Consider the following 21404-nt stretch of genomic DNA (forward strand, 5'->3'; position numbering starts at 1 on the left):
GCACCCGGGGCAGGTCGCCCGAGGACGGATCCCAAGGGGAGCCCGCCCCGGACGGACGGTCCTAGAAGATCACCAGCGAGCGGCCGCCCTTGCCCGCCAGCATGGCGTCGAAGGCGGCCGGGATGCCGTCGAGGGTGATCCGATCGGTGACCAGGGCTCCGAGGTCGAGCCGGCCCGCGCGGACGTGGGCGGCGATCACCGGGAGGTCGCGGGCGGGGTCGCTGTTGCCGTAGACGCAGCCGGTGAGGGTGCGGGCGAAGTGGAAGATCTCCAGGGCGTGGAAGGTGACCTGCTGCTCCTTGCCGCCGATGCCGACGACCGTCGTACGGCCGCCGCGCCGGGTGGATTCCCAGGCGCCCCGGATGCTCGCGGCCCGGCCGACGCACTCGATGGCCACGTCCGCGCCGTGGCCGCCCGTGAGGGCGCGGATGTCCTTGGCCGTGGTCTCCGAGGCGAGCAGGAACTCCGTGGCCCCGGCCGCCCTGGCCAGTTCCTCCTTGTCCGGGGAGACGTCCACGGCCACGATCGGGCCCGCCATCGCGATACGGGCCGCTTGGAGGGCGACCAGACCCACGCCGCCGACTCCGAAGACCGCCACCGACTCGCCCGGGCGGACCTGGGCGCTGTGGTGCACGGCTCCGTAGCCGGTGAGGACCGCGCAGCCGAGCAGTGCGGCCTCGGCCAGCGGGATCCCTGCGGGGGCGGGCAGTACGCAGTTGGCCGCGACGACCGTCTCCTCGGCGAAGGCGGCCACGTTCAGCCCGGGATGGAGCTCGGTGCCCCGGGCGTCGTGGGCGTACACCGCCCCGACCCCGGTGAGGGCCTTGGCACAGAGCCAGACCTCCCCGATCGAGCAGTGGTGGCACTGCCCGCAGGAGGGGGCCCAGTTGAGCACCACCCCGTCTCCGGGCGCCACATGGGTGACCCCTTCGCCGACGGCGAGGACCGTGCCCGCCCCCTCGTGGCCGAGGACGGCGGGTACGGGAACCCGCATGGTGCCGTTGGTGAGGGAGAGGTCGGAGTGGCAGACCCCGGCGGCGGCGAGCCGCACCCGGACCTGGCCGGGGCCGGGATCGGGCAGCACGATGTCCCGTATCTCCAGGGGGGCTCCGACGGCGGGCAGGATGGCGGCGCGGACCATGATCGTCGTCTCCGTGTGTGCGGGGTCGTGGGGCGGGGCGGTGCGGTGCCGGGCGGCGGTGCCGAGCCGTGCGGTGGGCTGCGGCGGTGGGCCGGAGGGCTGCGGGGCTAGAACTGCAGGGACTTGGTCTGGAGGTACTCGGCGAGGCCGTGCGGGCCCAACTCGCGGCCCACGCCGGACTTCTTGTACCCGCCGAAGGGCGCGAGCGGGTTGAAGCGGCCGCCGTTGATGTCCACCTGACCGGTGTCCATCCGGCGGGCGAAGGCAACGGCCGTCTGTTCGTCGGCCGCCCAGACTGCGCCGCCCAGCCCGTAGTCGGTGCCGTTCGCGATGGCCAGGGCCTCGTCCTGGTCGTCGTAGGGCAGGATCGACAGCACCGGGCCGAAGATCTCCTCCTGGGCGATCGTCATATCGGGCGTGACGTCGGCGAACACGGTCGGGGCGATGAAGTACCCCTGCTCGTGCGGCGCCTCGGGCCCGCCCGCGACGAGGCGCGCGCCCTCCTCGACGCCCTTGGTGATGAAGCCGCGGACGCGGTCGCGCTGCTTGGCGCTGACGACCGGGCCCAGGCGGGTGGCCGGGTCGAGGGGGTCGCCGGAGGCGTACTTGGCCGCGGCGGCGGCCGCGAGCAGGACCGCCTCCTCGTAATCGTCGCGGTGGACGAGCATGCGAGTGAGCGCGTTGCAGCTCTGGCCGGCGTTGTTCATGACGTGGCCCACGCCCGCCGCGACGGCCTTGGCGAGGTCGGCGCCGGGCAGGATGACATTGGCCGACTTGCCGCCCAGTTCCAGGGCGACCCGCTTGACGGCGGCGCCGGCCGTGGCGCCGATCTGCTTGCCGACGGCGGTGGACCCGGTGAAGGAGACGAGGTCGACTCCCTCGTGCGCGGCCAGTGCCTGGCCGGCGACCAGGCCGGTGCCGGTCACCAGGTTGAAGACTCCGGCCGGGATCCCCGCCTCGTGCACGGCTTCGGCGAAGAGCTGTGCGGTCAGCGGGGTGTCCTCTGCGGGCTTGAGGACGAGGGTGCAGCCGGCGGCGAGAGCGGGTGCCACCTTGGCAACGATCTGGTGCAGCGGGTAGTTCCAGGGAGTGATCGCCCCGACGACGCCGACCGGCTCCAGCAGCACGGTCGAGTTCCCGATCCGCTCCTCGAAGGCGTACGAGGCCCCCAGCTCGGCGAAGGAGGAGGCCACGGCGATCGGCGCCCCGACGTGGACCATCTCCGAGAACCCCAGCGGCGAACCCAGCTCGGCGGTGATCGTCTCCGCCATCTCCCCCTTGCGGGCGACGAGCACGTCGCGCAGGGCGCCGATGAGGGCGGCCCGCTCGGCCGGAGCCGTGGCCGCCCAGGCCGGAAAGGCCAGGCGGGCCGCGCGTACGGCCGCGTCCACGTCCTGCGCCGTACCGTCCGGGACCGAGGCGATGGGCCGCTCGTCGGCCGGGTTGAGGACCTCGATGCGGCCGTGGCCGAGGGCGGCCCGCCACTCGCCGCCGATGTACATCCCGTCGTGGGCCTTCATGGCAATCCTCCCGAGCACGCGCGAACGCGTGGACCTGTGGACCTGTGGACCTGTGACGTCTGGTGCCGGACACCGGACGTGTGACGCCTGACGCGTGACGTGCGGTCGTACCGGACCCGACGTCGCCAACAGCCTACAAACTAGCGTCGGTAGTTTTGTGTGCGCCAGGGGCGGACGGGGTCAGATGATGCCGAAAAGCATCCCTGCCGCCAGGACCACCAAGGAGGTCAGGGCCGCCCATTTCACGGTGAAACGGGTGTGGTCGCCGAACTCGACCTTGGCCATGCCCACGAGGACGTAGACGGCCGGAACGAGCGGGCTCGACATGTGCAGGGCCTGCCCGACCAGGGAGGCGCGGGCGATCTCGAGCGGGGAGACCCCGTGGGCGGCGCCCGCCTCGGCGAGGACGGGCAGGACGCCGAAGTAGAAGCCGTCGTTGGACATGAAGTAGGTGAGCGGGAGGCTGAGCAGGCCGGTGACCAGGGCCATGTGCGGGCCCATGCCCTCGGGGATGGCGCCGACGAGCCAGTCGGCCATGTGCTTGACCATGCCGGTGCCGGTGAGGACACCGGTGAAGACGGCGGCGGCGAAGACCATTCCGGCGACGTTCAGGACATTGTCGGCGTGGGCTGCGATCCGGGCCCTCTGGTCAGGCATGTGGGGGAAGTTGACGGTGAGGGCGAGGGCGGCCCCGAGGAGGAAGAGCACCGGGATCGGGAGCAATTCCATGATCATGGAGGTGAGCAGGGCGACGGTGAGGCCGGCGTTGAACCAGTAGAGGCGGGGGCGCAGGGTCGAGCGGTGCGGGTCGAGACCCTGGAAGCCACCCTCGCCGGGGGTGGCGCCCTCGGAAGGGACGGGCGGGTTGGGCGGGGTGGACGCCACGGACCCCGCGGGCTGGTTGGGCGGGGTGGAACCGGCGAGCGGGGTGGACGGGGTGGAACCGGCAGCGGCCGTACGCGTACCCCCGGCGGCCGGGCCCGCACCGGTCACGACCAGGAGTTCCTCGGCGGGCTCCGCCGACCGGTCGATGCCGGTGCCGATGCCTGCGTCGGCGTCGGCGTCGGCATGGGTCTCGCCGGGGAGGGTCAGCAGACCGAGGCGGCGGCGTTCCTTGAGGCCGAGGACGTAGGCCAGGGCGAAGACGAAGAGCAGGCCCGCCGCGAGCGCGGGGATCATCGGCACGAAGATGTCGGCGGCGTCGAGTTTGAGCGCGGTGGCGGCGCGGGCCGTGGGGCCGCCCCAGGGCAGGGTGTTCATGACCCCGTTGGCGGTGGCCGCGACTCCGGTCATCACCACCAGGCTCATGCCCAGGCGCTTGTAGAGCGGGTACATCGCCGAAACGGTGATCATGAAGGTGGTCGAGCCGTCACCGTCGAGCGAGACGATGGCGGCGAGGACGGCGGTGCCGAGCACGACGCGCATCGGGTCGGCTTTGCAGAAGCGCAGGATGCCGCGCACGATCGGGTCGAAGAGCCCGACGTCGATCATCACGCCGAAATAGACGATGGCGAACATCAGCATGGCGGCGGTCGGCGCGAGCTTGCCGACTCCGTCGATGACGTAGTCGCCGAGCTGCGCGCCCTGGCCGGCGAACACGCAGAAGAGCGCGGGGATGAGGACGAGCGCCGCGATGGGCGACATTTTCTTCAGCATGATCAGGACCAGGAAGGTCGCGATCATGGCGAAGCCGAGGAAGGTCAGCATGGGGGGAACCTAGGTGCCGCCTCCCGGGCTCAACAAGATGTCCACCCGTGAGCAATACGAGCAAAACCCCAGCTCAGGGGATGGGTGTCAGTTCGACGGGGAAGCCGTTGAGCACGGCCGTGCCGGAGAGCGGGTCGAGCCGGGTGCCGTCGAGGAGCTGGTTGACGTTGACTCCCGGCTCGGCCGCGGCCACCGAGAGGCGGGTGCCGGGGCGGTCGTGGCCCCAGCCGTGCGGGAGGCTCACGACTCCGGCACGGAGGGTGTCGGTGACCTCTACGGGAACCTCCAGGCTGCCGCCGTCGGCGGTGACCCGGGCCAGGCGCCCGTCGGTGAGGCCGAGCCGGGCGGCGTCGTCCGGGTGGACCTGGAGGGTGCAGCGGTTGGAACCTCCGGTGAGGGCCGGAACGTTGTGCAACCAGCTGTTGTTGGACCGCAGATGGCGGCGGCCCACGAGCACCAGGGCGGCGGGGCGGTCGGCGAGCGTCCCGCGCAGCCTGGGGAGCTCGGCCGCGATCGGGTCCGGCAGGAGCTCGATCCTGCCGCTGCGCGTCCTCAGCAGGCCCGGTAGACGGGGCCGCAGCGGGCCCAGGTCGATTCCGTGCGGGTGCGCGCGCAGCCGCTCCAGCCCGAGGCCGCCCGGGCCGGAGTCCGGGGCCGCGCCGAACCGGTCTCCGTACGGTCCGACCCGGAGCATCAGGTCGAGGCGGCGCTCGGGGCCGCTGTCGCCCGCGAGCTGCGCGGCGAGGCGCGCCGGATCCTGTCCGCGCAGGGGAGAGTCCGGGTCGGCGCACTCCCTGGCGAGGACGGCCCCGATGGCCAGTTCGTCCACGGCTGCCGGGTCGGTTCCGTGCATGCCGGAGACGGCGAGTACGAGACGCGCGTGGATCTCGCACTCGTCCATGCGCCCGTCTTCGAGCGGGACTGCGGGCGGCGAGTAGCGGACCTGGTTGCGGATGGCGAAGGTGTTGAAGGAGAAGTCGAAGTGGGCACTCTGCGAGGGCGGCGCAGGTGGCAGCACGACGTGGGCGTGGCGTGAGGTCTCGTTGAGGTAGGGATCGATGCTGACCATGAAGTCGAGGCCGGCCAGGGCCGCGTCGAGGCGCCGGCCGTCGGGGGCCGACAGCACGGGGTTCGCCGCGATGGAGACGACGGCCCGGATCCGCCCCTCTCCCGGGGTCTCGATCTCCTCCGCCAGCGCGGACAGCGGGAGTTCGCCCTTGGCCTCGGGGTGGCCGCTGACCCTGCTGTGCCAGCGCCCGAGGCTGAAGCCCTTGCCGGGCCCGGCCGGCCGGGGTGCACGGTCGGTCGCGGACAGCGGGAACAGGGCTCCGCCGGGCCGGTCGAGATTGCCGGTGAGGATGTTCAGCACGTCTACGAGCCAGCTGGTGAGCGTGCCGTATTCGACGGTGCAGCTGCCGATCCGCCCGTAGACGGCGGCGCTCGGCGCGGCCGCGAGGTCGCGGGCGAGGTCGCGGATCTCTTCGGCCGGGAGGTCGCAGGCGGGGGCAACGGCCTCGGGAGTGAAACTACCGAGCGCTTCGGCGAGTTCCCCGATTCCCTGGGTGTGTTCCGCGAGCGCGCCCGGATCGGCCAGCTCCTCGGTGAGCAGGGTGTGGGCGAGGGCGGCGAGGAGCAGCGCGTCACTGCCGGGGCGCGGCGCGAGGTGGCGGTCGGCGAGCTTGGCGGTGCGGGTGCGGCGCGGGTCGACGACGACGAGGGTGCCGCCCCGTGCGCGCAGTGCTTTGAGCCGGCCGGGGAAGTCGGGCGCCGTGCACAGGGAACCGTTGGACTCGACCGGGTTCGCCCCCAGGAGCAGGAGGAAGTCCGTGCGGTCCAGGTCCGGGACCGGGATGGCGAAGGGATCCCCGAAGAGCAGCCCGCTGGAGACGTGTTTGGGCATCTGGTCGAGGGTGCTGGCGGTGAACAGGTTTCGGGTGCCGAGGGCTTTGAGGAGCATCGGCGGGTAGAGCTGGCCGGCCATGGTGTGGACGTTCGGGTTGCCGAGGACCACGCCGACGGACTGGGGCCCGTACTCGCGGACGAGGGCGGGTACGGCGGCGGCGATGGCCTCGTAGGCCTCCTCCCAGGTGGCCTCGCGGAGCCGGCCGTCGCGTCGCACGAGGGGGCTCCGCAAGCGGTCTGGGTCGGCGTCGATTCCACCGAAGGCGGCGCCCTTGGGGCAGATGAAACCGCGGCTGAACACGTCGTCGCGGTCCCCTCGGGCGCCGGTGACGGTGGCGCCTTCGATGGTGAGCGTGAGGCCGCAAGTGGCTTCGCAGAGGGGGCAGATGCGCAGGGCGGTGCGGGGCATGGGCCCTCCAGGGGCAGCGGGCTGCGGCGCGGGGCGTGAGCGGCACTGAGCATACCGACCGGTTGGGACGGTGGGGAGAGCCCCGCACCACCGGAATCGACGGGCAGCCGCCGCGCGGAGGGCCGCGGGCCGGCCGAGCAGTCCCGGACGGCCGACTGCGGGCCGGGCCGCTTCGAGTGGGGGTGGTGCCAGGCCACAGGCCGAGTCGACCCGGCTCTCTCCCCCGCCTCAATGCCGGTCGGACGCCGCTCCGAGAAGCCCGAACGCGCCGTGGATACCCTCGGCACCCGCCGCGGAAAACACTCCCGCCACCCCGAACCCCGGCCGTTCCCGCTGGTCAGCGGCGCCCATTGGTCCTTCTGCTGATGGAATTCGGCGCCCTTGGTCCGGAAAGCGCATTGCCCCTGGAGGTAGGGACGGATTGGATTGCCAAGATCAAGACGGCGGGGTGGATCTCCGCGCGGAGGAGGGGTCGACAGGCGGCCGGCTGGGCGAAAGGCCTCCCCCACCCCTCCGCACGGCGAACGACAACCCGTACGGCTTCCCGTTCAGAAGCCGGTACCGAAGGAACCGAATGACATCCACGCTCGACGGCTGTACGCCCTGGCCCGAGGAATTCGTCGACTACTACTGGGCGGCCGGCCACTGGCGGGGCACCACGCTGGACAACCTGCTGCGCGGCTGGGCCGTGCAGTTCGGTCCGCGGACCGCGCTCGTCCAGGGCGACACCCGCATCACGTACGCGGCCCTGAACCGCCGTGTGAGCCGGATGGCCGCCGGGTTCCGTCTGCGCGGCCTCCGGCCCGGGCAACGGGTCGTCGTGCAGCTGCCCGGCATCTCCGAGTTCGTCGTCACCGTGTTCGCCCTGATGCGCGCCGGCGCGACCCCCGTGCTCTGCCCGATCTCGCACCGGGCGCCCGAGGTGTCCCACGTCGTCCAGGTCACCGAGGCCGTCGGCTACATCGGGCCCTCGACCTACCAGGGCTTCGAACACACGGCGATGGCCGCCGGCATCGCGGCCCGAGGTCCCTTCCTGCGCCGGGTGTTCACCTACGAGGCTCCGGGCACCTCGTCCCCGTACGGCGGCTTCACGACCGACCCGTCGGGCTGCCACTACTTCCCGCTGCACTCCCTCGATTCCCCGCCCGATGCGGCGCTGACGCCGAGCGCCGGCCAGGTCGCCTTCTTCCTGCTCTCCGAAGGCGGCGCCGGGGCTCCCGAGCTGGTTCCGCGCACCCACAACGACTACGCCTACCAGGCGCGGGCCGCGGCCGAGCTGGTGTCCCTGAACCAGAACGACGTGTACCTCGCCGCGCTGCCGGCCGGCCTCAACCTCGCCTTCGGCGGCCCCGGCATCCTCGGCACCCTCACCGTCGGCGGCACCGTCGTCCTGGTCGAGGACCCGGACCCCGCCGCGTGCCTGGCGGCCGTCGAACGCGAGCGGGTCACCGTCACCTCGCTGACGCCGGCCACCGCCCGTCTCTGGCTCGACGCCCGTGCCGAGGCCCGGACGGATGTGAGCAGCCTGCGTCTCGTACAGATCGGCGGCGCGCCCTTGGACCGGGCGACCGCCGAGCGGGTGGGCCCCGAGTGGGGCTGCGGTCTGCAGCAGGTCTTCGGCACGGCCGAGGGGCTGCTCACCCTCACCCGGCCCGACGACCCGGACGAGACCGTGCTCACCACGCAGGGCCGTCCGCTCTCCCCCGACGATCAGATCCGCATCGTCGACGCATGCGGCGACGACGTGCCCGACGGAGAGCCCGGCGAACTCCTGGCCCGCGGCCCCTACACCGTGCGCGGCTATTACCGGGCGCCCGGCCGCAATGCCCGCTCCTTCACCGCCGACGGCTACCTGCGCACCGGCACGCTCGCCCGGCGCACGCCGGACGGCAACCTGGTGGTGACGGGCCGCCTCGCGGGCGCCGCCCGGTAGCTCGAGCAGCGGGACCGGTCAGTCCAGAACGCGTGCGAGGTAGGCGTGCATCATCGCGCGGGTTTCGGCGACGATGCCGGGGTCGCCGGCCGGGTCGGTGCGGAAGGCGAGCTGGATCAGGGCGTCGGTGGCCTCGACCGCGACGAGGACGGCCCGTTCCAAGGTGGCGTCGGGGGTGAGATCGAGGTGGGCGCCGAGGAGTTCGGTGAGGCGGACGGCGACAAGGTGGTTGGGGTCGGAGGCGGGCCCCTCGGGCGGCGGCGCCGGCACTCCGAAGTCGACGAGGGCGAAGCCGGGCACGCTGCGCTTCATGACCAGGTACTCGTCCAGCACCGCGTCGACGACCGGGCCCCAGTGGGTGCCCGGGAGGTCCGCGAGCCGCTGCTCGATGCCGTCGGCGTAACGGTCGAGGTTGCGGTGGGCCAGGGCGATGGCCATGGCCCGCTTGTTGCCGAAGAAGCGGTAGACCGAGCCGATCGGCACGCCGGCCCGCAGGGCCACGGCCCGGGTACTGAGGTTCTCGTACCCGGTCTCGTCGAGTAGCTCCGCGCAGGCGTCGAGGATCCGCGCGAGGCGGTCGGCGCTGCGCTGCTGGATCGGCGTCCGGCGCAGGGGATGGGCTGGGGGCACGGGGTCCATCATGCCGCTCCTGGGTTCACGGGTCGGCGGCGGTACCGGTTCGCCCGCCTCAGTTCAGCAGCAGGCTGAGGCCACCCACCGTGTAAGTGATCATCAGCGCGAGGAGCGGTAGTTGCCCGGCGACGGCTTTGGCGGGCGGGAAGAGGCGTACGGAGCGGTCGTGCGCGGCGATCACGCCGAGCACGTGGCCGGTGACGACGGCGATCACCTGCAGGGCGGCGAGCCCGCCGGGGCCCAAGGGCGGCAAGGGTTCTGGGGCGTTGTCAGTGCTCACTGCCATGATTACCGTGCGTGGTCCTTCGGTTACCAGGAGGGAGAAGTGGTGGGCGACGAGATAGCCGAGAGCGATCGGTACGAGTGAGTGCGCGAAGGCGGTCAGCGGGCCGGGGTGCGGGCCGCAGACGAAGCGGGTGACCGCCGCGCAGAGGCAGTAGAGGGCGGCGACGAGGGCGATGGAGCCGACGAGTCCGAGGGTGGCCGCCGCGGTGCGGCCGAGGGGGGAGGTCTGGATCGCGTTGATCCACGAGGGGTTGTCGGAGAAGCCGTCGTAAGCGGTGGATCCGAGCAGGACGCAGACGGTGGCGACGAGTCCGGGCCGCTCGGGTGTCGCGTCGAGTCCGTGGAAGGGATTACGGAGAACCAGGCGGCCGTCGCTGCGACGGCCGAGGGGGGAGAGCCGGGCGAAGAGGGCGGAGTACGCCTCGAAGGCGTCTCCATCTGCGAACCAGCGCTCGCCGTAGCGGGCGGCGAGCAGGAGTTGGACGGCGGCGTAACCGGTCAGGGCGATCAGGAGGGTGGTGGTGGACGCGGGATCGGGAGAGACGAGTTCGAGCCAGGTGAAGGCGAAGAGCCCGGCGGCGGCCGGCCATTGCCCGAGCCGGGCGGGGAGCGGGCGGGGTGTCCCGGGCTCCGGGCCCGGGGATGCCGGGCCCGGGGATGCCGGGCCCGGGGATTGCGGCACCACAGCAAGGCGCGGGGCCGGGCCTCGCGGGCTCCGGGAGGAGCGCGCGGTGGCATGGGCGCTGGCGGTATCGGCGGCTGCTGGATCCGCGGCCGTACGGAGCTTCGCCGACCGGGTGAGCAGTCGGTGCAGGGCACGGAGCGGACTGAGGAGGCGCCAGACGGGACCGAAGAGGAGGGAGGCGGGGACGAGGCCGACCCAGAGCAGGACGTAGACGGCGCCGGGAGCGGGGTTGCGGGCGGGGTCGTCGGGGCCGAGGAGGAGGTTCAGGAGGACGGCGAGCGCGGCCGCGAGGCCGAGCCCGCGCAGGGCGGTGCGGGTGGCCGGCGCGTCGGCCACCCGCTGGAACCCGGCGGGCAGGGCCATGCCGGAGCGGTCGCCGCGGAAGCGGGAGGCGGACCAGAGGAGACCCAGCGCGAGGAAGGAGACGAAAAGCGCGGTGAAGGCACCGGCGAAGGCGTAGAAGGGGGAGATCGGGAGATCGTGCTGCGATCCGATGCCGTGCGCGAGCGAGGTCAACGGATCGGCCGGGTGAAGGACCACGCCCTGGCCGGACCCGCCACCGGACGCCCCGTACGGGACGGCCGCCGGCCCGTACCCCGAACCAGGTAGGGGTACGGGGACGGGCGACAGCCCGTACGACGGGGGCAGCAGCGGAGACACGGCCGCCCGCACCGCGAGCGCCGCCGACGCGAGTCCGGTCACCGCCGAACCGCCGGGGTCGGGGCCGGAGCCGGAGCCGGAGCCGCAGCCCAGGGCGGGGTCGGGGCCGGCGTCAGGGGCCGGTCCGAAGCCGGCACTTGGGTCGGAGTCGAGTTCGGGCTCGGGCTCGGGGTCAGAGGCCGGTCCGAAGCCGGAGCTCGGGTCGGCGTCGGCGTCGGCATCGGCGTCGGCGTCGGCGTCGGCGTCGGCGTCGGCGTCGGCGTCGGGGGCAGAGTCCGGGTCTGGGGCAGAGTCCGGGTCGGGATCGGCGCCGCGGGCGTGGGCGTGGGGGGTTGGGTCATCGGACGAGGAGTTGGGTCAGGACGAGGTCGGACTCGTGGGTCTCGACCTCGAAGAGGCCCGCGTGGTCGGCCGTCAGGATCAGGGTGGCCTCCTGGCCTGCCGGCAGGGCGAGTTCCTTGTCGAAGCCGTGGACGTGCAGGGTGTCCGCGCGGTCGCTGGTGATCCGCAGGGCGACGCGTTCGCCGCGCGTCACCTCCACCCGGCCCGGGGCCGGGCTGACCTTGCCGTCCCGCACGGTGATGGTCACCGTGCGGTCGGCCTGCACCGATTCCGAGGGTGTGGGTGACGGTGCGGCCGGGGAGTGGGCGTGGGTGGACTGGGCCGGTCCGGCGGCGAGTTCGAGGGTCGCTTCGACCGGCTTGCCCGCCACCGCCCAGGCCGTGTGGTCGTCCGCGTACAGGCGGACGGTCAGGGTGCGTGTGCCGGTCTCCGGCACCTGTGCGGCGGGCAGGTGGAACCAGCTGCCGTACAGGCGGGCCAGTTTGCGGCCGTTCAACTCCAGGTGCGCGTGGCCGGCGCCCGGGAGGGCGGCGCCGCCGGTGCTGTCGGGGGTGAAGCGGAAGTTCGTCACCGCCAGTTGGAGGTTCCAGCCGTCCTCGGAGTCCGGGCGGGCGGTGAGCCGGACCTCCGGCGCGCCCTCGGCCGGGACCTCGCGGAGCCGGTGGCCCGCGCCGTCGTCGGCGGCGAGCAGGGTGCCGACGTTCCCGGAGGCCTGCTCGTGGCTGGTGCCGGGCTTGTGGTGGGTGGTGGCCCTCCCCCCACAGCCCGTCGCCGCTCCGCCCGCCAGCAGCAGGGCCAGGACGAGCAGCGCCGCGGCGCGGCCCGGCCGCCGGGTCCGGCGCGGCACCGTACCGCAGGCGTCGCACCAGGTCCGGCGCTCGGGGCGGTCGCCCGGGTGGCCGGTCACCGCGGGTCTCCGCCGGCCGCGCCCCGCTCCGGCCCGGCCTCGGGCTGCGTCGCGGGCTGCGCCTCGGACTCTGCCCCGGCGCGCAGGGTCGGTGCCGGGCCGGCCGGCACGGGGACTCGGTCGTCGGCCGGGCCTGCGCCCGGGCCGGCCGGTCGCGCCGGGCTGCCGCCGGGGCGGGCGGCGGCGACGGCCCAGAGGACCCAGATCACCGCGACGAGGGACCGGATCCAGGCGGGGCTGAGCGGGATCCAGGGGATCATCAGCACGGCCTTGTCGAAGGCGTCGAGGAGCGTGAGCCCGCCCAGGAGCAGGGTCAGCCGGGCCAGCCACGGCCTGGTGGGGCGCAGGGCGATGCCGATGCCGGTCCACCACAGGCCGAGGCACAGCAGTGCCAGGGCCGGGACGAAGGTGCCGACCAGGCCCATGGTGGAGCCGGCCACGTCCAGGGCCAGGCCCGCGAGGCCGAGGAGCGTGGCCGCCGTCCCCAGCCGGGAGGTGCGCAGCCGGCGCCACCACAGGAGGCCGCCGACCAGGAGCAGTACCGCCGCGACGGCAAGGGCGAGCTGGGTCTCCACCCGCTGGAGGCCCCGGGAGCCGTACCAGTCGCAGCCGGCCGGGAGCTTGCGCGCCTGGACGCTGTAGTCGGCGCAGACGAGGAGCTGGGCCAGCTTCACCGGTTCGCCGGCCAGCCGGGCCGAACCGCCGGAGACCGCGCCGCGGCGCTCACCGCATTCCGGGAGCGTGCCGGGGGTGGAGCCGTCCGGGCCCTGCTGCCAGCAGTTGCCCCGGCCCTGGCCGTCCCACCACACGTCCATGCCGTTGGGGCGGGAGGCGCCGGACTTGTCCTTGCCCATGACGTTGCCGGCATAGCGGTTGTGGTGGGAGGTGTCGGCCTGCTTTGACAGCTCCTCCTCGCCGCGGATGAAGGCGGGTACGGCCGAGAGGAAGAAACCCGCACGCCGGTGGCCGTACACCCAGTTGTTCTCGTAGAGGTTCCAGTTGCCGCCGGCGGTGATGATGCCGGTGCCGGGGGGCATGGAGATCTGCGGGCAGACCACCCCCTCCTCGTAGCCGCGCTCGACGGGCGGTTTGGCGCAGGTGCCGTCCGCGACGTAGCGGTAGTAGTCGGCGTTGTTGTCGTGGATCAGGTTGCGTTCGAAGTAAGCGTGGTTCTGCGGGAGTCCGGGGTGTCCGGGGAAGGCGCTGTCCATCGAGGCGCCGCCCATGTTCTGGTCGAACTCGTTGTCGTGCACCCACACGGAGTCACCCGCGGTGCCGGAGTAGCCGACCATGTTGTGGTGGCTGCGGCAGCCGGTGATCTCGATGGAGTGGCGGGGGACGTCGTAGCCGCGGCCGTCGTTGATGTCGGAGGCGCTGCCGGGGTAGATGCCGGAGTCGCCGTTTCCGTACGACTCGCAGTTCTTGTAGAGCCCGTGGTCGCTGGCGAAGGTCAGGAAGCCGTACTCGTCGTTCCAGCGGGTCAGGACGTCGTCGATGACGAAGCCGTCGCCCGCGAGGACGTACAGCGAGTTGAAGGTGGTGCGCTGGGCGGTGAAGTTCCGGAAGTAGACGCCGTTGGACTTGTCCGCGCGGATCCCGTTCAGCTTCTGGTACTTGGCGTCGATGACCACGTCCTGCCGCGAGGCCCCGGTGCCTTCGATCTGGAGGTCGGTCTTGCCGAGGATGGCGACGAGGTTCTGGTTGTGGCGGCAGGCCACCTGCTGCTCGTACGTCAGGATCTGGTAGCCGAGCGAGGAGTTGGGCGCCTTGAGCGAGGCGCACTCGCCGGTCGGCTTGGGGAGCGAGGGCTCCTCCTCGTAGAGGCCGGGGAGGATCGCGATGTTCACGCCCGGGCGGTCCACGGCGTCGACGGCCGCCTGGAGGTCGCGGAAGCCGTTCTTCTCGCAGCGTTCGTAGAGGACGAGGTTGCGCTGCTTGAGGGCGTCCGGGAAGGCGGATATCCGGCGCTCGAAGGCGGGCCGGTCCGTCTTGCAGACGATCAGGTCGGGCTCGCCGGTCCGATAGACGGGGACGGACCCGGTGCCGTCGGGGAGTTCGACGGGGCGCTCCTCGTGCGCGCTCGCGGCGGGCGCGGCGACGAGGAGTGACAGAAGCGCTAGGAGGGCGGCGAGCAGCACCGCCGGCACGGCAGGAAACCTGCGGGTCCACGACATGCGCGTGAGAGTAGAGCAATGTTCACCTTTTGGGATCCCCCCTTGCACGAATAGGCCCCCGGCGGGCGGGATCGCCGCGACGGGAGTCCTACGGGGTGTGCGTCCACGGGGGCCGCGCTGGGGTGCACGGGGTGCACGGGGTGCACGGGGATCCGGGGACAGGGGTACGACAGGGGGTGGGCCGGAGAGGCATGAGCCAGGCGGACGCCCGTCCGGGCATCCGGGCGGGCCGGCTTCAGGGCGCGCGAGTGCACGGGGCGGGCAAGCGCGAGCCGGGCGGGTTCCCGGGGTGCCGGACGTCGGGGCGCTCGCATCGGGCCGGCTGGGCGGCTGGGCGCCCTGCCGCCCTCGCGGACCGAGCACCCCCGACCTGCCACCTCCGGCCGAGCACCCCGGACCGAGCACCCCTCCGGCCGAGCACCCCTCCGGCCCAGCACCCCTCCGGCCCAGCACCCCTCCGGCCGGGCGAGCCTGCGCGGACGGGCGGGCAGACAGGCAGGCGGACATCGAACCCGGTTCGGCCGGGGTTGGCCCGGATCCCCCGTTGACGCACGCCTCCAGGAATCCTACTGTCAGGCATAGGATTCCTTCGGCAGACCGGGAGCGTGCAATGAGCGGCGGCAGCGAGCAGGCCAGGAAGACGGCGGAGGCGCTGGAGTACCTCACCGGCTTCGGCAATGAGCACAGCTCGGAGGCGGTGCCCGGCGCGCTGCCGCTCGGGCGGAACTCGCCGCAGCGCTCCCCCCTCGGCCTCTACGCGGAGCAGCTCAGCGGCAGCGCGTTCACCGAGCCGCGCTCCCACAACCGCCGCTCCTGGCTCTACCGGATCCGCCCCTCGGCCGCGCACCCGCCCTTCACCCGGACCGGCAACGGCGCCCTGCGCACCGCGCCCTTCACGGAGGCCCCGGCCGACCCGAACCGGCTCCGATGGAACCCGCTGCCCGACCCGGTGCCCGGCACCGACTTCCTGGCCGGCCTGTGGACCCTCGGCGGCAATGGCGACGCCACGCAGCGCTCCGGCATGGCCATCCACCTCTACTCCGCCGACTCCTCCATGACCGACCGGGTGTTCAGCGACTCCGACGGCGAACTGCTGATCGTCCCCGAGCGCGGCGGCCTGCTCCTGCGCACCGAGTTCGGCCTGCTGAGCGCCCGTCCGGGCGAGATGGCCCTGATCCCGCGCGGGGTCCGCTTCCGTGTGGAGCTCCAGGACGAGACCGCCCGCGGGTACGTCTGCGAGAACTACGGCCGGCCCTTCGAGCTCCCGGACCTCGGCCCCATCGGCGCCAACGGCCTGGCCGCCGCCCGCGACTTCCGGGCGCCGCTGGCCTCGTACGAGGACGACGAGCGGCCGACCGAGGTGGTCAACAAGTTCTGCGGCAACCTCTGGACCGCCACCTACGACCACTCCCCGCTCGACGTGGTCGCCTGGCACGGCACGCACGTCCCGTACGTCTACGACCTGCGCAGCTTCAACGTCCTGGGCTCGATCAGCTACGACCACCCCGACCCGTCCATCTTCACCGTGCTGACCTCCCCCTCCGACACCGCCGGGCTGGCGGGCGTGGACTTCGTGGTGTTCGCGCCGCGCTGGCTGGTCGGCGAGGACACCTTCCGCCCGCCCTACTTCCACCGCAACGTGATGAGCGAGTACATGGGGCTCATCGACGGCGCCTACGACGCCAAGGCGGAGGGTTTCGTGCCCGGAGGGGGCTCGCTGCACAACATGATGTCCGCGCACGGCCCCGACCGGGAGACCTTCGACCGGGCGAGCGCCGCCGAGCTGAAGCCGCAGAAGATCGAAGACGGCCTGGCCTTCATGTTCGAGACCCGCTGGCCGATCACCACCACCGCCCAGGCGGCCGGCGCCGACCACCTTCAGCACGGATACGACGAGGTCTGGGAGGGGCTCCAGCGCCATTTCCGCGCCTAACATCACCAAGCACGCCGCGCGGCCCGGCCGCCGCGCCCACCCCGTCCTACGGAGAACCACCTCGTGACCGCCTTCGCCCCCGACTCGCTGGTACTGAACCGGAAGCTGCCGCTCTGGTACCAGGTCTCCCAGTCGCTGCGCGCCTCGATACTCGGGCGCACCGCGGACGCCTCGCTGCGCCTGCCCACCGAGGAGCAGCTCGCCGAGCACTACGGGGTGAGCGTGCTGACCATGCGGCAGGCGCTCAAGGAACTGGAGACCGAAGGCCTCATCAGCCGCCACCGGCGGCGCGGGACCTTCATCGAGCCGACGGCGTTGCGCGGGGCCCCGGTCCGGCTGCTCGGCTCGGTCGACGCGATCGTGGCGCAGCAGTCCGGTGACCGTACGACGATCCTCGGCCACGAGCGGACGCCGGTGTCCGGGGAGCTGCTGGAGCACTTCCCGGACACCGCCGAGGTGGTCACCTACCGCAGGCTGCGGCACGACAGCGAGAGCGGTGAGCCGACCAACTGGGCGGAGAACGCGGTCCTTCCGGAGCTCGCGGACTCCATCGACCTTGCGGATCTGGTGCGTTGGCCTATGACGAAAGTGCTGCGGGACATCGTGAAGGTGGACATCAGCCGGATCACGGACACGGTGGAGGCGCGGCTCGCGGATCCGCTCACGGCCGATCTGCTCCAAGTGCCGCTGTTGAGCCCGATCCTGCACTACACGGGCGTCACGTACGACGGCTCCGGCCGGGTGGTCGACGTGGCCCGGATCCGGTACCGCGGGGACCGGTTCTCCTTCACCGTGACCGTCGACGCCCACTGACGCCGACACCTAGACCGACGGCGACAGCGACGCCCACTGATCACCCGGCCGCTCGGGGCGGGGCGCCTGCGGACACCTACTTCCCCTCCTCCTCCTCCGTTCCCCGCTCACCCTCCGCCTGGGACGGTGTGGTCCGCATCGTCTGGGCGTGGCGTTCCTTCTTCTGCTTGTCGTCCATGTCCTCGTCGAGCCGCTCACCCTCGGCCTGCGACGGGGTCGAGTACTCGTCGTACTGGCTCATGACCGCCTCCCGGGTCACCTGGTTCGGCCCGGCGCAGTCCGCATCCGGGCAGATCCCTACATAGCGAGCCTAACTCTCCGGCCTGGACGCGGCCCGGTCACCGGGTGGCATCGCTACCATCGGCCGGGTGAGCGCTGACGCACCCTCCCGGGACCCGCTGCTGGACGATCTGATGCCCTGGGGCGTGGGCTCCCTGCGCCTGGGCCGGGCCTGGGTCGCGGCCCCCGATCCGGCGATCCTGCGTGCCCGGTGGGCCGCGCTGGCCGCCGCCGACGGCCCGGAGCGGGAGCGGCTGTTCCGCCCGACCCGGACGCGGACCGCAGGTGCCGGGGCGGCCGCACTGCCGGGACAGCGTGCGGGTTCCACGACCCGCTTCGCGGACACGCCCGGGCCGCGCCCCGAGCCGGTACGGATCCTGCGCGATCCCTTCGACGAGCAGTGGCTGCTGCCTGACCAGCGGCTCATCGACCGGGCCCGCCCGGAGCTGTGGCGGGTGCTGGACGAGCACCAGCTGTTCGCCGTGGAGCCCGCGCAGAGCTCCGGACTGCTGGTCACCGCGCACCTCCCGGCGGGGCGGCTCGGCCGGATCCGCCCCCTGCACCGGCGCCCCGGCGGCGCCGAGCCCAATCTCGCGCCCGGCCTGCTGCCGCTGCTCGGCGACCGCTACGGAACCTGGGTCACCCCCGAGGACGTGCTCTGCTGGATCCTCGCCGCCGGACGCCCGGGGCCCCGGGGGTACGAGGTCCCGCTCACGGCCGACCCCGAGCGCTGGCGGGCCGGCCTGGAGCTCGGCCACCGGCTGCTGTCCGTGCAACTGCGCGGGGCACGCGGCGGCGAGGCACCGCGGCTGCCGGGCGGACGCCGGCCCTACGTCCGGGCCGCGCTGCCGGCCTGGCCGCGCGAGCTCTCGTACGACCCGGAGAGCGAGACCCTGAGCATCGGGGGCGGGACCGTCTCCCCCGTCCCGGCCGAGGCGTGGGGGTACGAGGTCCAGGGCGTCCGCGTCCTGGAGGCCTGGTTCGGTGCCCGGCTGGCACACCGGGACCCGGAGGCCGACGGACTGGAGGCGCTGGGCCCGGCCGAGTGGCCGCAGGGCTGGACCTCCGAGCTGCTGGACCTGGTGACGACCTTGGCGCTGCTGGCCGAACTGGATCCGCAGCGGGCCGCGTTCGAGCCCGGACCACCCCTGGCCGCCGCCGAACTCCACACGGCCGGGGTCCTGCCGCCACCGCCCTGGACCCGCCGCCCGGCCTCGGTCCTGGACCACCAGGAGGAGGGGCCGGGCGGCCAGTTCGCGCTGCTCTGAGCCGATACGAGGCCGCGCGAGGCCACACAAGGCCACACAAGGCAGCACAAGGCGCACGAGCACCGCGCCGCCCCTCGTCGGACCGGGATCACCCCGGGCCGCACCGGGTGGCCGCTTCCAGGGTGGCCTACTCCCCCCAGGCCCCCAGCAGTCGCGCCACCGACCGCTCGAACACCTCGGCAGGCTCGGCCAGTTCGCCCGGGACACCCGGCGCGTTCGCGAGTACGCCCGCCAGCATCGGGTACTCCCCTGTCGCCAGCCGGGAGCCGAGCCAGGCCGCCCGTACGCCCTGTTCGGCGGCCTCGCTCCAGGGGAGTTGACGGGCCCGCTCGGCCAGGGCCAGCTCGCTCGCCACGAAGGTGGCGACCGTCCCGTTGATCGCGGCGATCAGTTCCAGCTTCTCCCCTCCCGGAGCGTCGAGCGGCGCCAGCAAGGCGAGGCTGTGCTCCAGGTACCGCAGGACGTTCGGGCCGAATCCGTAGACCGGGCTCAGCAGCCGGGGCAGCCAGGGGTGCCGGTGCATGAGGGCCCGGGTCTGGCGGGCCAGCGCGAGCTGGTCGGCCCGCCAGTCGCCGGTCGGCGGCGCGAGGCTGTACTCGCCGCTGACCGCGTCGACCATCAGCTCGTACAGGTCCTCCTTGCGCGGCACGTAGTTGTACAGGGACATGGTCCCGGCGCCGATCCCGGCCGCCACGCGCCGCATGGAGACGGCTTCGATCCCCTCCTCGTCGGCGATCCGCACCGCCTCGGCGGCGATCGAGTCGCGGCTGTGTGCGGGCCGGGGGCCGCGGCCGGCCCGCGAGGGGCGGGCCCAGATCACTTCGGGTTCAGCGGAGCGGCCGCTGGGTGTCATCACTCATCACCTCGTCCATCACCCACCATCGTAGTTACGTACGCCGTACGTAGTGAGGTAGGGTGCACCGTATGACTACTACGTACGCCGTACTTAGTGACGGTCTGGAAAAGAGCTACGGTGAGGTCCACGCCCTGCGCGGTTTCGATCTCGCCGTTCCGGAGGGCTCGGTCTGCGGACTCCTCGGCCCCAACGGCGCGGGCAAGACCACCGCCGTCCGGATCCTCACCACCCTCACGACGCCCACCGGCGGCCGCGCCCTCGTCGCCGGTCACGACGTCGCCCGGGACCCGTCCGCCGTTCGCCGCGCCATCGGGTCGACCGGCCAATTCGCCTCGGTCGACGGGGACTTGACCGGCCGCGAAAACCTCCGACTGTTCGCCCGGCTGGCCGGACTGCGCGGACGGGCCGCCCGGGACCGCGCCGACGAGCTGCTGGAGGGCTTCGGCCTCACCGAGGCGGCCGGCCGGGTGGCGAGCACCTGGTCGGGCGGTATGCGCCGGCGACTCGACCTGGCCGCCGGACTGGTCACCCGGCCCCGCGTACTGTTCCTCGACGAGCCCACCACCGGCCTCGACCCGGCGGCCCGCGACCAGATCTGGACGGCCGTACGGGCCCTCGCGCGGGAGGGCACGAGCGTGCTGCTCACCACCCAGTACCTGGAAGAGGCCGACCGGCTCGCCGACGACATCGTGGTCATGGACCACGGCCGGGCCGCCGCCACCGGCACCCCGGCCGACCTCAAGGCCCGGATCGGCGCCTACGCCGAGGTCTGCGTCGCCGGGGTCGAGGCCCTCGCAGGCGCGGCCGCCGTACTCGACCAGCTGACGGGGGGCCTGCCCGCCCTGGACCGGGAACGCCTCACCGTCGGCGTGACCGTCCTCGACTCCGGGCTCACGCTGCCGCGGATCATCCGCGCACTCGACACGGCCGGGATCGCCGTCACCGACGCGAGCCTGCGACCACCCACCCTCGACGAGGTGTTCCTGCGCCTCACCGGGGCCCCCCGGACCTCCGACGCCTCCCGGGACCCCCTGGTCCCCCAGGATCCCCGCGACGCCCGGGCCTGCGAGAACCCCGCCGGAGCGAAGGAGAACGCGGCATGAGCACCCTGCTGTCCGACGGCGGCGCCGTCCTCACCCGCCAGCTGCAGAAGGCCCGGCACGCCCCGGCCCTGCTGATCCTCACCCAGACCATGCCGATCACCATGCTGCTGTTCTTCGGCTACGTCTTCGGCAGCGCGCTCGCCATGCCGGGCTCCGAGTACCGGCAGTTCCTGGTGCCGGGACTGCTGGCCGCCACCGCCGCGAACGGGCTGATGACCGGCATGTTCGCGGCCGCGCAGGACGCGCACCGCGGGGTGATGGACCGCTTCCGGACGCTGCCGATGAGCCGGAGCGCGGTGCCGTTCGGGCAGACGGCGGCGGATCTGCTGACCACCGGCGTCTCGATGGTTCCGCTGATGCTGGTGGGGCTGGCGATGGGCTGGCGGGCCGAGAACGGTCTCGCGGGAGCGATCGGAGCCCTCGGCGTCCTCCTGCTGTTCCGCTTCGCCACCGCATGGGCGGGGACATACCTCGGCCTGCTGAGCAAGAGCGAGGAGGCGGCAGGGCAGCTCGGCAGCGCCACCTTCATCCTGCCGCTCCTCTCCAGCGCGTACCTGCCGACGGCCGGGCTGCCCGGGTGGCTGCGCACGGTCGCCGAGTGGAACCCGGTCAGCTCCGTCGCCACCGCCGTGCGCGCGCTGTGCGGGAACGCGGGCGGCGAGGTCGCGGCCGGGGCCGCGTGGCCGGCCGCGCACCCGGTCGCCGGGGCGCTGCTGTGGTCGCTGGCCCTGCTGGTCCTCTTCGTGCCGGCGGCCACGCGCCGGTTCGCGCGCGGCCTCGGCTGAGCACGGGCCCGCCCTACGGGACCGGGACCGAGACCGGGACCAGGACCGGGACCGGGGCGACCGGCGACC

The 21404-nt window shown here is 73.1% G+C and carries 16 protein-coding genes; 6 read left to right on the plus strand and 10 right to left on the minus strand.

Going from position 1 to position 21404, the window contains the following annotated elements:
• Positions 1 to 61: 61 nt before the first annotated feature.
• The 4 genes from OTB20_RS03185 to OTB20_RS03200 form a co-directional block, all read right to left on the minus strand.
• Positions 62 to 1141: a zinc-binding dehydrogenase gene (locus OTB20_RS03185; RefSeq protein ID WP_267815004.1), complete on the minus strand. Its 1080-nt coding sequence runs from the start codon at positions 1139 to 1141 to the stop codon at positions 62 to 64.
• A 107-nt stretch (positions 1142 to 1248) separates the two neighbouring features.
• Positions 1249 to 2661, minus strand: a complete 1413-nt coding sequence (locus tag OTB20_RS03190) for an aldehyde dehydrogenase family protein (protein ID WP_267815005.1) — start codon at positions 2659 to 2661, stop codon at positions 1249 to 1251.
• Positions 2662 to 2841: 180 nt separating this feature from the next.
• Complete coding sequence (locus tag OTB20_RS03195) at positions 2842 to 4368, minus strand: CitMHS family transporter (protein ID WP_267815007.1); 1527 nt, start codon at positions 4366 to 4368, stop codon at positions 2842 to 2844.
• 73 nt (positions 4369 to 4441) lie between these two features.
• Positions 4442 to 6679: a molybdopterin oxidoreductase family protein gene (locus tag OTB20_RS03200; protein ID WP_267815008.1), complete on the minus strand. Its 2238-nt coding sequence runs from the start codon at positions 6677 to 6679 to the stop codon at positions 4442 to 4444.
• Positions 6680 to 7253: 574 nt separating this feature from the next.
• On the opposite strand from OTB20_RS03200, the gene OTB20_RS03205 reads away from it, so the two are divergent.
• Positions 7254 to 8612 carry a (2,3-dihydroxybenzoyl)adenylate synthase gene (locus OTB20_RS03205; protein ID WP_267815010.1) on the plus strand — a complete coding sequence of 453 codons (1359 nt, stop codon included), beginning with the start codon at positions 7254 to 7256 and terminating at the stop codon, positions 8610 to 8612.
• 18 nt (positions 8613 to 8630) lie between these two features.
• Here OTB20_RS03205 and OTB20_RS03210 read toward each other — a convergent pair whose 3' ends face one another.
• The 4 genes from OTB20_RS03210 to OTB20_RS03225 all read right to left on the minus strand — a co-directional run bounded on the left by OTB20_RS03210 (position 8631) and on the right by OTB20_RS03225 (position 14298).
• Complete coding sequence (locus OTB20_RS03210) at positions 8631 to 9251, minus strand: TetR/AcrR family transcriptional regulator (protein ID WP_267815100.1); 621 nt, start codon at positions 9249 to 9251, stop codon at positions 8631 to 8633.
• A gap of 49 nt (positions 9252 to 9300) precedes the next feature.
• Positions 9301 to 10731 carry a hypothetical protein gene (locus OTB20_RS03215; RefSeq protein WP_267815102.1) on the minus strand — a complete coding sequence of 477 codons (1431 nt, stop codon included), beginning with the start codon at positions 10729 to 10731 and terminating at the stop codon, positions 9301 to 9303.
• Between the two features lie 481 nt (positions 10732 to 11212).
• On the minus strand, positions 11213 to 12064 hold the full coding sequence (locus tag OTB20_RS03220; protein ID WP_420716316.1) for a cupredoxin domain-containing protein: 852 nt from the start codon (positions 12062 to 12064) through the stop codon (positions 11213 to 11215).
• Positions 12065 to 12120: 56 nt separating this feature from the next.
• Positions 12121 to 14298: a right-handed parallel beta-helix repeat-containing protein gene (locus OTB20_RS03225; protein ID WP_267815011.1), complete on the minus strand. Its 2178-nt coding sequence runs from the start codon at positions 14296 to 14298 to the stop codon at positions 12121 to 12123.
• A gap of 610 nt (positions 14299 to 14908) precedes the next feature.
• Between OTB20_RS03225 and hmgA the strand changes: the two genes are divergently transcribed.
• Together hmgA and OTB20_RS03235 are read left to right on the plus strand one after the other, a co-directional pair.
• Positions 14909 to 16231, plus strand: coding sequence for a homogentisate 1,2-dioxygenase (gene hmgA, locus OTB20_RS03230; RefSeq protein WP_267815013.1), 1323 nt, complete (start codon positions 14909 to 14911; stop codon positions 16229 to 16231).
• Between the two features lie 63 nt (positions 16232 to 16294).
• On the plus strand, positions 16295 to 17044 hold the full coding sequence (locus OTB20_RS03235) for a GntR family transcriptional regulator (RefSeq protein ID WP_267815014.1): 750 nt from the start codon (positions 16295 to 16297) through the stop codon (positions 17042 to 17044).
• Positions 17045 to 17120: 76 nt separating this feature from the next.
• Here OTB20_RS03235 and OTB20_RS03240 read toward each other — a convergent pair whose 3' ends face one another.
• The gene (locus OTB20_RS03240) at positions 17121 to 17285 is read right to left on the minus strand and encodes a hypothetical protein (RefSeq protein WP_267815015.1); all 165 of its coding nucleotides are present in this window, start codon (positions 17283 to 17285) and stop codon (positions 17121 to 17123) included.
• Positions 17286 to 17457: 172 nt separating this feature from the next.
• Between OTB20_RS03240 and OTB20_RS03245 the strand changes: the two genes are divergently transcribed.
• Entirely contained in the window at positions 17458 to 18591 is a 1134-nt protein-coding gene (locus OTB20_RS03245) for a type ISP restriction/modification enzyme (RefSeq protein WP_267815105.1), read from the plus strand.
• A 127-nt stretch (positions 18592 to 18718) separates the two neighbouring features.
• Here the strand turns inward: OTB20_RS03245 and OTB20_RS03250 are convergent, their stop codons facing one another.
• Positions 18719 to 19444, minus strand: a complete 726-nt coding sequence (locus OTB20_RS03250) for a TetR/AcrR family transcriptional regulator (protein WP_267815016.1) — start codon at positions 19442 to 19444, stop codon at positions 18719 to 18721.
• Positions 19445 to 19515: 71 nt separating this feature from the next.
• Here OTB20_RS03250 and OTB20_RS03255 point away from each other — a divergent pair, with 71 nt between their 5' ends.
• Together OTB20_RS03255 and OTB20_RS03260 are read left to right on the plus strand one after the other, a co-directional pair.
• Entirely contained in the window at positions 19516 to 20550 is a 1035-nt protein-coding gene (locus tag OTB20_RS03255) for an ATP-binding cassette domain-containing protein (RefSeq protein WP_267815018.1), read from the plus strand.
• Positions 20547 to 21335, plus strand: a complete 789-nt coding sequence (locus OTB20_RS03260; protein WP_267815019.1) for an ABC transporter permease — start codon at positions 20547 to 20549, stop codon at positions 21333 to 21335. Before OTB20_RS03255 ends, OTB20_RS03260 begins: the two co-directional genes overlap by 4 nt.
• Positions 21336 to 21404 lie beyond the last annotated feature (69 nt).

Origin of the sequence: Streptomyces sp. H27-H1 (assembly GCF_026627445.1) — a bacterium.
In the GTDB taxonomy this organism is placed as follows: Bacteria; Actinomycetota; Actinomycetes; order Streptomycetales; family Streptomycetaceae; genus Streptomyces.

Coding starts and splice junctions, on each gene's coding strand:
- OTB20_RS03185 (WP_267815004.1), bottom strand. CDS start 1,141: ATGGTCCGCGCCGCCATCCTGCCCGCCGTCGGAGCCCCCCTGGAGATA.
- OTB20_RS03190 (WP_267815005.1), bottom strand. CDS start 2,661: ATGAAGGCCCACGACGGGATGTACATCGGCGGCGAGTGGCGGGCCGCC.
- OTB20_RS03195 (WP_267815007.1), bottom strand. CDS start 4,368: ATGCTGACCTTCCTCGGCTTCGCCATGATCGCGACCTTCCTGGTCCTG.
- OTB20_RS03200 (WP_267815008.1), bottom strand. CDS start 6,679: ATGCCCCGCACCGCCCTGCGCATCTGCCCCCTCTGCGAAGCCACTTGC.
- OTB20_RS03205 (WP_267815010.1), top strand. CDS start 7,254: ATGACATCCACGCTCGACGGCTGTACGCCCTGGCCCGAGGAATTCGTC.
- OTB20_RS03210 (WP_267815100.1), bottom strand. CDS start 9,251: ATGGACCCCGTGCCCCCAGCCCATCCCCTGCGCCGGACGCCGATCCAG.
- OTB20_RS03225 (WP_267815011.1), bottom strand. CDS start 14,298: ATGTCGTGGACCCGCAGGTTTCCTGCCGTGCCGGCGGTGCTGCTCGCC.
- hmgA (WP_267815013.1), top strand. CDS start 14,909: ATGAGCGGCGGCAGCGAGCAGGCCAGGAAGACGGCGGAGGCGCTGGAG.
- OTB20_RS03240 (WP_267815015.1), bottom strand. CDS start 17,285: ATGAGCCAGTACGACGAGTACTCGACCCCGTCGCAGGCCGAGGGTGAG.
- OTB20_RS03245 (WP_267815105.1), top strand. CDS start 17,458: ATGCCCTGGGGCGTGGGCTCCCTGCGCCTGGGCCGGGCCTGGGTCGCG.
- OTB20_RS03250 (WP_267815016.1), bottom strand. CDS start 19,444: ATGACACCCAGCGGCCGCTCCGCTGAACCCGAAGTGATCTGGGCCCGC.
- OTB20_RS03255 (WP_267815018.1), top strand. CDS start 19,516: ATGACTACTACGTACGCCGTACTTAGTGACGGTCTGGAAAAGAGCTAC.
- OTB20_RS03260 (WP_267815019.1), top strand. CDS start 20,547: ATGAGCACCCTGCTGTCCGACGGCGGCGCCGTCCTCACCCGCCAGCTG.